Consider the following 13,098-nt stretch of genomic DNA (forward strand, 5'->3'; position numbering starts at 1 on the left):
TGCGCTTATTTTGCGCGTCGTAGAGCGTGAAAGAGAGGCCATTATAAGCCTGCGGCGCCCCGATAGCACAATTGCGCTCATGTGCTGTCTGTTATTTAATGAAAAAGGTAACATAAGATAATGATATAAAAAGATATACTAACACTTACGGGATAAAAACAGTGCTGGGGCTGCTGAATAAGAAATCGAACTCCCTGCTGGGGATTGATATCAGTTCCACATCCGTGAAGTTGCTGGAGCTGAGTCGGGGTAGCAAACAGTATAAGGTTGAGGCCTACGCTGTTGAGCCTCTAGCGCCGAATGCGGTTGTCGACAAAAACATTAATGATCTTGACGCTGTGGGTGAGGCGATCAAGAAACTTGTGTCCAAATCTCGAACATCGCTCAAGAATGCGGCGGTTGCCGTTTCCGGTGCGGCCGTTATCACCAAAACCATCGATATGGACGCCAGCCTGAATGATGATGACATGGAAAGTCAGATCATGGTTGAGGCGGATCAGTATATCCCCTATCCGCTCGATGAGGTGGCAATCGACTTTGAAGTGCAGGGGGCGCACGAGAATAATCCGGGAACCGCTGAAGTTCTGATTGCCGCCTGCCGTCGGGAAAATGTTGAGATGCGTGAGGCTGTGCTGGATCTAGCGGGTCTGGCGGCCAAAGTCGTGGATATCGAAGCCTATGCCATGGAGCGGTCTTTTGAGATGGTTCTGCCCCAGCTTAATGTTGGTGCGGCTGATCCTACCGTTGCGGTGATGGATATTGGCGCGACGATGGCGACATTGAGTGTGCTGCAAGACGGTAAAACAATTTATACCCGTGAGCAGATGTTTGGTGGCCGTCAACTGACCGAAGAAATTCAGCGTCGTTATGGGTTGAGTGCTGAAGAGGCAGGACTGGCCAAGAAAACGAACGATTTGCCGGATGATTATGGTCCCGAGGTGCTGGAGCCTTTCAGGGATGCGGTGGTGCAACAGGTTTCCCGCAGTCTTCAGTTCTTTTATTCAGCTAGTCATTATAACGACGTTGACTGCATAGTGCTTGCCGGCGGTACGGCCTCTACGACGGGGCTGGCTCAGTTGATTGAAGAAAAGATTGGTACGCCCTGTGTCGTGGCCAACCCGTTTGCCGATATGGCTGTTGCCAGTCGTGTGAATGCCAGTGCACTGACCAATGACGCCCCGGCGATGATGATCGCCTGCGGGTTGGCCATGAGGAGCTTTGACTGATGGCAAAGATTAATCTGTTGCCCTGGCGCGAGGAGCTTCGCCAGGCACGGAAACAGCGTTTTTTCATCATGCTGGGTGTGTCCGCTGTTACGTCGCTTGTCCTCGTGTTCTTTATGGGAACCTATATTGATGGTCAGGTTGAGACCCAGCGTTACAGAAACCAATTCGTCCAGAAAGAAATCAATGGGCTGAATTCGCGCATTGCTGAAATTAAAAACCTCAAGAAGCGCCGCGAAGAGTTGCTGGAGCGGATGGGGGTTATTCAGAGCTTACAAGGTAACCGACCTGTTATTGTTCGGGTGTTTGATGAATTGGTTCGCGTGGCCCCTGATGGCGTGTATTTCACGTTTCTGGATATGCGGGGCAATAACATCACGATCAAGGGGATTGCGGAATCCAATAACCGTATTTCTGCCCTGATGCGACAGTTTGACGAATCGAAATGGTTTGACGGTCCGAACCTGACGGCGGTTAAGGCTTTGGGGGATGGGCGTGGTAGTAGTTTTGATCTCACCGTACTACAGGTGACCCCCAAGCAGGAGGATGAGTCATGAGCCTTGGGGATTCATTACAGAAACTCAATGATTTCGATATTAATGACCTGGACTTTGAAAACGTCGGGTCATGGCCTGCAGTTGTCAAGATTATTGCTTGTGTGCTGGTTTTTGTTGCCGTGATTGGCATCGGTTATCCCCTTTATTTGAGTGATATGCAGGGTACCCTGGATCAGGTGGTACGGAAGGAGCGTCAGCTGCGTGAGGAGTTCCAGACCAAGGCGTTTCAGGCGGCTAATGTAGAATCCTATAAGCAGCAGATGGTGGAGATGGAGACATCGTTTGGTGCCTTGCTCAGGCAGTTGCCCAGTGACACCGAGGTGCCTGGTCTGTTGGAAGATATTACTTACCTGGGTGTTGGGTCAGGATTGGAGTTTAACTTTATCAATCTCCAGCCTGAGGTGGTGAACGCGTTCTATATTGAGTTACCGATCAGTATCAGTGTGAAAGGGGGATACCATGACATTGGCAGTTTCGTCAGTGGTGTGGCAAACCTCCCCAGAATCGTCACTCTACATGACTTCAAGCTGACTCCAGGTAATTCTGGGGGGGTGCTGACTATGCAGATTCTGGCCAAAACCTATCGTTATAACGATAAGGGGGCGCAGTGATGAAGCATACAGTAGCGGCGATTGCAGCTGTTTTTGGGGCGGCTCTGTTGCTCAGTGGTTGTTCCGGTGGGGCGAATCATGATGATTTGTCACGGTTTATGGATGAGGTCAGGGCAAAACCCAAGGGGCAGATCAAACCATTGCCAACCTTTACCCCTTATGAAAGTTTTACCTACAGTGCTGGTGGCATGCGAAGCCCATTTGAGCCCCCTATAAAAATTCAGACAATCAAGCAGCGGGTAAACAGTGATATCAAGCCCGATACAAACCGAGTGAAGCAATTTCTGGAAAATTTCCCGGTTGACAGTTTCTCCATGGTAGGCACTCTCAGCAATAGTGAGGGTATCTGGGGGCTTGTTCGTACGGAAGGGAGTGTTTACCGGATTCGAGTTGGTGATTATATTGGCCGGAATCACGGGCGTATTATTGCTATCACCGAGGCAGGTATCCAGCTTCTTGAAATTATACCAAGCGGCCCGGAAAGCTGGGTGGAACGGCCGAGAACACTGACGTTGACTGAGCAATAACTACGGCCTGCTCAAGACATGCCGATAACAAAAACAGAATTACGAAAATGACAAGTGTGTGGGTAGGGCTGATGAAAATAATACTGGGTTCTGCTGCAAGAGTGGCGGCTCTTTTTCTGATTCTAGGGTTAGGCGGGGTGACATCGGCCGTTGCCGCCATCCTTGAGGGCATAGATGCTGCATCACTGCCGGGGGACAAGGTTGAACTCAAGTTGGAGTTCGATGGCCGGCCTCCTCAAATCAAGGGATATACCATTGAGCAACCCGCTCGGATTGCCATTGACTTGATTGGCACCTTGAGCAATGTGCCCAAGTATAATGAGATTGGGTTTGCCAACGCCCGAAATGTGGCGGTATTGGAAACCAATGAACGTACCCGCCTGATCGTCAGTCTCAATAATCCTGCCGGCTATAGCACGCGTACTGAGGGTAAAAACCTCTATATCATGATTGGGGATGGCAGAGAGGGAACGGCAGAAAGCTTCCCCGAACCTGAGTCAGGCATGGAGGGAGCTAGAGGTCGCTATGGCGTCAAGGAGATCTCTGATATTGATTTTCATCGTGGTGAGGCTGGTGAAGGTAATATCGTTATTACCCTTGCTTCTTCAGATGCAACCATGGACCTGGATGAGACAGGGGGGCGACTTGAGCTGTCTTTCCCGGGGGTCAGTTTGCCGGAAGGGTTGAATAATCGTCTTGATGTGGTGGATTTTGCAACACCGGTCAAATTCATTGATGCCAGGGTTCGTGATGGCAATGCACTGGTTGTGATTGAGCCGGAAGGTGAGTATGACTACCTTGCCTGGCAGGCAGAAAACAAGCTGACTGTGAGTGTTAAGCCTCTAACGAAAGAAGAGTCTGAAGAGCTCAAGAAAGAACGTTTTGCCTATGACGGTGAAAAGCTTTCACTGAATTTCCAGGATATTGAGGTTCGTTCTGTATTGCAGCTCATTGCTGACTTCAAGGATTTGAATTTGGTTGCCAGCGATACTGTCGGTGGAAATGTCACGTTGCGCCTCAAAAATGTGCCCTGGGATCAAGCGTTGGATATTGTTTTGAAGTCCAAGGGGCTTGATAAGCGTTTGGAAAGCAATGTGTTGACGGTGGCTCCAGCTGAAGAGCTTGCAGCCAGAGAGCGTCAGGAGCTGGAATCCAAGCAGCAGATCGATGAGCTAGCCCCACTGGTCAGCCAGATATTACAAATCAATTATGCCAGCGCCGATGAAGTTGCCTCTGTGCTCTTGGGTGGAGAAGGTAATCGTACGCTGTCAGAGCGGGGCAGTGTTCAGGTTGTCGAGCGTACCAACAGCCTTTTGATTCAGGAAACGCGGGAAAAACTGGATGCTATTATGGATCTGGTGGAGAAAATTGATGTACCGGTTAAACAGGTTCAGATCGAGGCTCGAATCGTCACTGCTGATACCAGTTTTGAAAAAAATATTGGTGTTAAATGGAGTGGTAGTAAGGGGCAGGATGGTGACAAAAGCAAAATCGACAATATGTTCGTTGACCTGAGTACGGCTGGTTCCAGTGGCTTTACATGGGGTTTTGTCACCGATAATACGACATTGAGTCTTGAACTTTCGGCCTTGGAAGCTGACGGTGGTGGTGAGGTGATCTCTCAGCCCAAGATTGTCACATCAGACAAGCAGAAGGCGACTATTAAAAACGGTACAGAGATTCCTTATCAGGAAGCGTCATCCAGTGGTGCTACCAGTACATCGTTCAAAGAGGCGGTTCTGTCTTTGGAGGTAACACCTCAGATCACACCTGATGGCCGGGTTATTATGGATATCAAGGTGACAAATGACTCTGTAAAGAGCACGGGTAGCAGTTCCAGTTCTGTGCCCTCTATCGACAAGAACGAAGTTCAGACAAAAGTGCTTGTCAACGATGGAGAGACATTGGTTATTGGCGGTATTTTCAATAATATACAGACGCAGGGTAAGTCAAAGGTTCCACTGTTGGGGGATTTGCCGGGTGTCGGTAGTCTTTTTAGCCGTACAACGAACTCCAATATCAAAAAAGAAGTCTTGATATTTATTACCCCCAAGATTATTTCTGACACACTAGCGCTACGCTGATGGGTTATATGCAGTCACGGATTATCTATCTGGTGGGGCCGATGGGTGCGGGAAAGAGCACCATCGGTCGCCTGCTTGCCAACGATCTCGGGCTCTCCTTTACAGATACTGATCAGGAGATTGAGGCCCGTTGTGGGGCTGAGATTGCCTGGATTTTTGATGTGGAAGGTGAAGAAGGGTTCAGGAAACGTGAAACCGATGTGTTGCACGATCTCAGTCAGCAATCGGCCCAGATTATTGCTACGGGCGGTGGGACGGTGATGCATGTTGAGAACCGCAAGATTATCAGCGCAACCGGTTTTGTGGTTTTTCTGGACGCTGCGGTCGATACACTGGTCCGGCGCATGGAAAAGGACAAGAGTCGGCCATTACTGCAAAAACCAAATCGAGACGAAGTGATTCGAGACCTTTATGCCGAGCGTGAGCCGGTTTATCGTGAACTGGCCGATGTGGTGGTTTCGACCAGTCGCGGAAATCCCCGTCAGGTAGTGAACAAAATAGTCGATGCCCTGAATCAGTGATTATCGAGGTTGTGGATGAAAACGCTGACTGTTGACTTGGGGGATCGATCCTATCCGATCTATACCGGTTCTGATCTGATTTCCCGCCCTGAACTCTATACGCCACATATCTGGGGGCGCGATGTTGTCATAGTCACCAATGAAACGGTAGCGCCTCTGTATTTGTCACAGGTTCGGCAGGCGCTTTCAGGTTTCAATGTGATTGATGTGGTTTTGCCGGATGGGGAACAGTGGAAAACGCTGGATACTGTTAACGGCATCTTTGACCATCTTCTGGAAGCGCGCCACACGAGAACGACAACGCTGGTTGCTCTGGGTGGTGGTGTTGTGGGTGACATGACCGGATTTGCAGCCGCCTGCTACCAGCGTGGAGTGGATTTCATTCAGGTGCCAACAACACTGTTGTCACAGGTTGATTCTTCTGTCGGTGGAAAGACCGGCGTGAATCATCCGCTGGGCAAGAATATGATTGGCGCATTCCATCAGCCCAACTGTGTGATTGCGGATATCTCCACACTGGATACCTTGCCGGACAATGAGTTATCGGCCGGTTTGGCGGAGGTGATCAAGTACGGTCTGATTTGTGATAGCGATTTCTATCAATGGCTTCAGGACAATATGGCAGGCTTGCTCGCGCGTCAGCCGGAGTTGCTGACAGAAGCCGTGATCCGCTCCTGTGAGAACAAGGCAAGGGTGGTTTCCGAGGATGAAAAAGAGTCAGGGCGTCGCGCCATTCTGAATCTGGGACATACCTTCGGTCATGCCATTGAAACGCATCAGGGCTATGGCAAGTGGCTCCATGGCGAGGCGGTTGCGACAGGCATGATCATGGCCATGGATCTTTCTGCCAGACAAGGTTGGATTGATCGCGATGAAGTACAGCATCTTGCCGTATTGCTGGAGTCTTCCCGGTTACCGGTAAGGCCTCCATCGAATATGTCTGCGAATGACTTTTTGTCGCTGATGCGGGTCGATAAAAAAGTGCTGGATGGCACATTGCGACTGGTATTGTTGAATGCTGTCGGTGATGCGGTGGTGACGTCTGATTTTTCGACGGACTACCTGAATGCCACCCTGGCAGAATTTGTCGATTAAATAATCATCTTTCTTAAGCAAGGCTGTGCATTGATGCAGTCTTGCCACTTCTTTCGGATTTTTTCTTTCTAACAAATTGATTCTGATACGACTTTTCCCGTATTGAAAGAAGGGTTGGTTTGTGGTCTTGCGTCTTGATGTGTAAAATGGCGGCCGTTTGCCCCGACAATGATAGTCCCTGCTAGACGTACAAAAATCGTATCGGGGCAGCGCTTCGCGATCACTGGCATGGTGGACGCCTAGAGGGGGAGCAGCCATTGCACGCAATTGCGGCCTGCTCATGCCATCGCCAGACAGCCATTGAAGGCTCAGAATGCTATCGGGCGAAGTTTTTGCGGACCATAACAGGGAATAGCCGGCAGGGGAGTCGGCGGTACTAATACCTGACAGGAACGCAGATTGCCGAATAATGATTACCAGAATTGGCTGATGAGAGTGTGCCTATGAATGCAGGTCTGTATCATCCCGAGCAGTTCAGGGATAACTGTGGTTTCGGGCTCATTGCCCACACCGAAGGCATAAAAAGCCATCATCTTCTCCAGACAGCTATCCAGGCATTGACCTGTATGACCCATCGTGGCGGTATCGCTGCTGACGGTAAAACCGGGGATGGCTGTGGTCTGTTGATCCAGATACCGGATCACTTTTTCCGAACCATTGTGAATGAACAGTTGGGGCTCACCCTACCGTCGCTGTATGCGATTGGTATGGTGTTCATGAATCGCGATGAGCAGGTTGCGCAGGTCGCACGTCAACGGTTTGAGCAGGAGCTGGCGGCTGAAAATATCCGGGTATTGGGTTGGCGTGAAGTCCCGGTTAACAGCGAGTGTCTTGGGCCGATTGCTCTTGAGCAGCTGCCCCGTATTGAGCAGGTCTTTATCGCGCCAGATAATGAGCAGGATGAAGTCCATCTTGCCGCCGCACTGTTCATGGCGCGACGTCGGATAGAAATTGCGCTCTCTGATGACGATGAGTTTTATATTTGCTCATTATCCAGCCGCGTGGTGACCTACAAAGGCCTGATGATGCCGGTGGATCTGCCGCAATTCTATCCGGATCTGAGCGATTCCCGTTTTGAAACGGCCATCTGTGTTTTCCATCAGCGATTCTCAACCAATACCATGCCCCGCTGGCCCCTGGCTCAGCCGTTCCGGATGTTGGCGCATAACGGTGAAATCAACACCATTATGGGTAACCGCAATTGGGCAGAAGCCCGTGCCAGCAAGTTCAAATCGGAGCTGTTGCCAGATCTGGAATCTGTTCGGCCGCTGGTTAACCGGACCGGTTCCGATTCCTCCAGCCTGGATAATATGCTGGAAATTCTGGTCACAGGTGGTGTTGATCTCTATCGAGCCATTCGCATGCTGGTGCCGCCGGCCTGGCAGAATGTCGATACCATGGATCCGCAACTACGGGCGTTTTATGAATATAACTCCATGCATATGGAGCCTTGGGATGGGCCTGCCGGACTTGTAATCAGTGATGGCCGCTATGCGGTTTGTGCACTGGATCGCAATGGGTTGCGTCCGTCACGCTGGGTTAAGACGAAGAATGGTTATCTGACGGTCGCTTCAGAAATTGGTGTTTATGACTACCAGCCTGAAGATGTGATTGCCAAGGGGCGTGTCGGTCCCGGTGAGGTGTTGGCTATTGATACCCAGACCGGTGAAATTCTTGAAGCACACGCTATCGACAACCATCTCAAGGGGCGTCAGCCTTACAAGCAGTGGCTGAAGAAAAAGGCGTACCGGATTCAGTCGAAGTTCATTGAAAATGAACACCGCGTGGAACATTTTGATAAGGCGGTGCTGAATGAGCACCAGAAAATGTTCCAGGTTACCTTTGAAGAGCGTAATCAAGTCATTCGTCCTCTGGCTGAAAATGGCCAGGAAGCGGTTGGCTCCATGGGCGACGATACGCCAATGGCGGTTTTGTCTCAGCGAGTACGCCCTGTTTACGACTATTTCCGTCAGCAGTTTGCTCAGGTGACAAATCCGCCCATTGACCCCTTGCGGGAAGCGATCGTCATGTCGCTGGAAACCTGTCTCGGTGCTGAAAAAAACATGTTCCAGGAAACCCCTGAACATGCTGAGCGGGTGATCCTGAAATCTCCTGTACTGTCGTCCACCAAGTTCCTGAACCTGACCAATGCGCACCATGAGGTGGGCAACCTTGAAGTGGCCAGAATTGAGCTGAACTATGATCCGGCGACTGGGCTTGAGCAGGCCATAGTTGCGGTCTGTGATGCGGCTGAGCAGGCGATTCGTGAAGGCAAGGTGCTGCTGCAGCTGACGGATCGTTATATTGAGAAAGGCCGGTTGCCGATCAATCCTGCCATGGCAACAGGCGCTGTCCATCACCGCTTGATTCAGGCTGGGTTGCGTAGTGACGCCAACATCATCGTGGAAACCGGTACTGCCCGGGATTCTCACCACTTTGCGGTTCTGATCGGCTTTGGGGCGACGGCGGTCTATCCCTACCTGGCCTATGAAATCATTCATGATCTCATCCAGACCGGCGAATTGATTGCTGATCCGATCGATGCTTACAAGGCATATCGGAAAGGGATTGGTAAGGGACTGCTCAAGATTATGTCCAAAATGGGCATTTCCACCATTGCGTCCTACCGGGGTGCCCAGCTGTTTGAAGCCATTGGTTTGAGTCAGCCAGTTGTTGACCTCTGCTTCTGCGGCGTGACCAGTCGCATCAGTGGTGCCGGTTTTGTGAATTTCCAGGAAGAACAGCATTTACTGGCTGATGACGCCTGGAAAGCGCGAAAGCCGATTCAGCAGGGTGGACTACTGAAGTATGTCCATGGTGGTGAATACCACACCTTCAATCCGGATGTGGTGCAGACGATTCAGGCTGCAGTGAAAACCGGTGACAGAGCTAAATACCGGGATTATGCCGGGATGATCAATCAGCGCCCTGTCGCGGTGATCCGTGATCTGTTTGCCCTGGAAAGTGATCGCAAGCCGATTCCCCTTGAAGATGTTGAGCCGGTCGAGGCGATTTTGCGCCGCTTTGATTCTGCGGCCATGAGCCTTGGTGCGCTGTCACCCGAAGCTCATGAAGCACTGGCAGAAGCTATGAACCGACTGGGCGGACGCTCTAACTCGGGAGAAGGTGGCGAAGATCCAGCCCGGTTTGGTACTAATCGTGTTTCCAAGATCAAGCAGATTGCCTCGGGCCGATTTGGTGTAACGCCACATTACCTGGTGAATGCAGAGGTGCTGCAGATCAAGGTTGCTCAAGGCGCAAAGCCGGGTGAAGGTGGGCAGCTTCCGGGCGGCAAGGTTAATAGCCTGATTGCCCGCTTACGGTATTCGGTACCGGGGGTTACGCTGATTTCACCGCCGCCGCATCATGATATCTACTCCATTGAAGATCTGGCGCAGTTGATCTTTGATCTTAAGCAGGTCAACCCTGAGGCTTTGGTCTCTGTAAAACTGGTCTCTGAACCGGGTGTCGGGACGGTCGCTGCCGGTGTTGCCAAGGCTTATGCTGACCTGATCACGATTTCTGGCTATGACGGCGGCACAGCTGCCAGTCCATTGACCTCCATTCGCTATGCCGGATCGCCCTGGGAACTGGGTCTGAGTGAAGCACAGCAGGCACTGCGTTCTAATGATTTGCGCGGCAAAGTGCGGCTGCAGACCGATGGAGGTCTGAAAACCGGCCTGGATGTTATCAAGGCCGCCATGCTGGGCGCGGAAAGCTATGGTTTTGGTACGACGCCGATGGTGGCGATGGGCTGCAAATACCTGCGGATCTGCCACCTGAACAACTGTGCGACAGGTGTAGCGACCCAGAACCAGAACCTGCGGGATGAGCATTTCATCGGCACGGTCGAAATGGTCATGAACTTCTTCACATTTGTGGCAGAAGAGGTTCGTGAGTGGCTGGCAAGCCTCGGTTATCGCAGTCTGGAAGAGGTTGTTGGGCGTACAGATCTGTTGAAAGTGAAGGAAGGGCAGACGTCTAAGCAGTCTCAGCTGGATCTTTCGCCGATTCTGGGTAACAGCTATGTCGCAGCGGATAAACCCAATACCTGCCTGCAGGAACGTAACCCACCGTTTGATCAGGGCGAGCTGGCAGAGCGTATGGTCAGCGATATGTTGCCAGCGATTGAATCTGCAAGTGGCGGCGAGTTCAGTTATGAGGTGGGTAACTGTGATCGCTCGATTGGTGCCCGCCTGTCCGGTGAAATTGCCCGTCGACATGGCAATCTCGGGATGTCTGACGCGCCGCTGACAGTTCGCCTGATGGGGAGTGCCGGACAGAGTTTTGGTGTCTGGAATGCCGGTGGTTTGAACCTCCACCTTGAAGGCGATGCCAACGATTATGTCGGAAAAGGCATGGCGGGTGGCAAGCTTGTTATCTGTCCGCCCCAGGGCAGCGCATTCCCGTCCAATGAAGGTGCCATTATCGGTAATACCTGCCTCTATGGTGCGACCGGCGGCAAGCTGTTTGCCTCCGGTCGGGCCGGTGAGCGGCTGGCTGTGCGTAACTCCGGTGCCCACGTTGTGGTTGAAGGTGCCGGTGACCACTGCTGCGAATATATGACCGGCGGTTTGGTGACAGTCCTTGGTAAGACCGGACACAACTTTGGTGCGGGCATGACCGGCGGTTTTGCGTATGTGCTGGATATGGATCGCCAGTTTGTTGACCGTTACAACCATGAACTGGTGGATATCCACCGTATCGACGCAGAATCCATGGAAGACCACCAGACCCACTTGCATGGCATCATTGCCGAGTTCGTGGCGGAAACCGGCAGCGAGTGGGGTCGTACCCTGCTGGAGGATTTCGAGGATTATGTGGGCCGTTTCTGGCTGGTGAAGCCCAAGGCGGCCAGCATGAACAGTCTTCTGGCCACGGTAAGAGGCCGTCCTGAATAACCGTGATCGTCGAGCTGGCTGCCGATGGCAGCCGGTTGAATAAGAAAAGGGTATGAGCAAGCGTTACCCGGGCAATGCGAGGCATGACCAAGACGATGACACCTTACGCAACCCAATGCTCATACACCGGAGAAGGACGACAAGTTTCATGAGGTGTATATGGCTGAACGACTGAACAATGACTTCCAGTTTGTGGAAGTCGGCCGTAAGGATCCTGATAAAAAGCCGCTCCGGATTCGTAAGCAGGCGTTTGAGGAAATCTATAAGCCGTTCTCACAGAAGCAGGTGGCGGCCCAGTCCCATCGCTGTCTGTCGTGTGGTAACCCCTATTGTGAGTGGAAGTGTCCGGTTCATAACTATATTCCGGATTGGCTCCAATTGGTCGCTGAAGGCAATATCATTGAGGCTGCCGAGCTGTCGCATCAGACCAATACGCTGCCGGAAGTTTGTGGCAGGGTCTGTCCCCAGGATCGTCTCTGTGAAGGGGCCTGCACGCTGAATGATGGATTCGGTGCGGTCACGATCGGTTCGACGGAAAAGTACATTACAGATACGGCGCTGGCGCTTGGCTGGAAGCCGGATATGTCCCAGGTGGAATGGACCGATCGCCGTGTGGCGGTGATTGGGGCAGGGCCCGCCGGTCTGGGTTGTGCCGATGTGCTGGTGAGAAATGGCGTCAAGCCGGTTGTTTTCGATCGCAACCCGGAAATTGGCGGATTGCTGACGTTTGGTATTCCGGAGTTCAAGCTGGAAAAGACCGTCATGCAGCGCCGGCGTGAGCTCTTCACAGAAATGGGGGTTGAATTCCGGCTGAATACCGACATTGGTCGTGATGTCACCATAGACGCACTGCTGGACGAATATGATGCGGTCTTCATGGGGATGGGCACGTACACCTATATGAAAGGAGGCTTCTCTGGGGAAAACCTTCCTGGTGTCCATGAGGCGCTGCCTTACCTGATATCCAATGTGAATCGTTGTCTGGATTTTGAAAAATCCCCGAACGATTTTATTGATATGAAAGGCAAGCAAGTCGTTGTACTCGGTGGTGGCGATACTGCCATGGACTGTAACCGTACGGCCATCCGTCAGCAGGCGGCGAAAGTCACCTGTGCTTATCGGCGTGATGAAGAGAATATGCCGGGATCCCGGCGCGAAGTGGAGAATGCCCGACAGGAAGGCGTTGAATTTCTGTTTAACCGGCAGCCTGTTGAGATTGTCGGTACGGATCGAGTGGAAGGGGTCAAGGTCATCACAACCCGGATGGGTGAGCCTGATGAGCGCGGTCGGCGTCGTCCGGAGCCGGTGCCGGGCAGCGAAGAAATCCTGCCTGCGGATGCGGTGCTGATTGCCTTTGGTTTCCGGCCGAGCCCTGCGCCATGGTTTGATGCACAGGGCGTTGCAATGGACGACTCTGGTCGCGTTATAGCGCCAGAAAATGGACACTATAAGTTCCAGACCGATAACCCGAAGATCTTTGCAGGCGGTGATATGGTGCGAGGCTCTGATCTGGTGGTCACGGCGATCTGGGAAGGTCGGCAGGCTGCGGAAGGGATACTCGATTACCTGGAAGTCTGAA

9 protein-coding genes are annotated in these 13,098 nt (G+C 52.0%); all 9 read left to right on the forward strand.

The genetic code is table 11. The annotated features are described in order from the left end of the window. The first annotated feature begins 161 nt into the window (after nt 1-161). The 9 genes from KHS78_RS06630 to KHS78_RS06670 all read left to right on the forward strand — a co-directional run bounded on the left by KHS78_RS06630 (nt 162) and on the right by KHS78_RS06670 (nt 13,097). The gene (locus KHS78_RS06630) at nt 162-1,226 is read left to right on the forward strand and encodes a type IV pilus assembly protein PilM (protein WP_211826420.1); all 1,065 of its coding nucleotides are present in this window, start codon (nt 162-164) and stop codon (nt 1,224-1,226) included. Next, nucleotides 1,226-1,780 carry a PilN domain-containing protein gene (locus tag KHS78_RS06635; protein WP_211826422.1) on the forward strand — a complete coding sequence of 185 codons (555 nt, stop codon included), beginning with the start codon at nt 1,226-1,228 and terminating at the stop codon, nt 1,778-1,780. The genes KHS78_RS06630 and KHS78_RS06635 overlap by 1 nt, the downstream gene beginning before the upstream one ends. Next, on the forward strand, nt 1,777-2,391 hold the full coding sequence (locus tag KHS78_RS06640) for a type IV pilus inner membrane component PilO (protein WP_211826424.1): 615 nt from the start codon (nt 1,777-1,779) through the stop codon (nt 2,389-2,391). Before KHS78_RS06635 ends, KHS78_RS06640 begins: the two co-directional genes overlap by 4 nt. Further along, a complete protein-coding gene (locus KHS78_RS06645) occupies nt 2,391-2,918 on the forward strand; it encodes a pilus assembly protein PilP (protein ID WP_211826426.1) in 528 nt (175 codons plus the stop codon). The genes KHS78_RS06640 and KHS78_RS06645 overlap by 1 nt, the downstream gene beginning before the upstream one ends. A 71-nt stretch (nt 2,919-2,989) precedes the next feature. Further along, a complete protein-coding gene (locus KHS78_RS06650) occupies nt 2,990-5,002 on the forward strand; it encodes a type IV pilus secretin PilQ (RefSeq protein WP_211826428.1) in 2,013 nt (670 codons plus the stop codon). Between the two features lie 8 nt (nt 5,003-5,010). Continuing rightward, nucleotides 5,011-5,523 carry a shikimate kinase AroK gene (gene aroK / locus KHS78_RS06655; RefSeq protein ID WP_211826431.1) on the forward strand — a complete coding sequence of 171 codons (513 nt, stop codon included), beginning with the start codon at nt 5,011-5,013 and terminating at the stop codon, nt 5,521-5,523. A 15-nt stretch (nt 5,524-5,538) separates the two neighbouring features. After that, nucleotides 5,539-6,618, forward strand: coding sequence for a 3-dehydroquinate synthase (gene aroB, locus KHS78_RS06660; RefSeq protein ID WP_211826433.1), 1,080 nt, complete (start codon nt 5,539-5,541; stop codon nt 6,616-6,618). 443 nt (nt 6,619-7,061) lie between these two features. After that, on the forward strand, nt 7,062-11,519 hold the full coding sequence (gene gltB / locus KHS78_RS06665; protein ID WP_211826435.1) for a glutamate synthase large subunit: 4,458 nt from the start codon (nt 7,062-7,064) through the stop codon (nt 11,517-11,519). Nucleotides 11,520-11,678: 159 nt separating this feature from the next. Next, nucleotides 11,679-13,097, forward strand: a complete 1,419-nt coding sequence (locus tag KHS78_RS06670; protein ID WP_211826437.1) for an FAD-dependent oxidoreductase — start codon at nt 11,679-11,681, stop codon at nt 13,095-13,097. Nucleotide 13,098: the final 1 nt, after the last annotated feature.

Origin of the sequence: Kistimonas asteriae (genome assembly GCF_018263925.1) — a bacterium.
GTDB lineage: Bacteria > Pseudomonadota > Gammaproteobacteria > Pseudomonadales > Endozoicomonadaceae > Kistimonas > Kistimonas asteriae.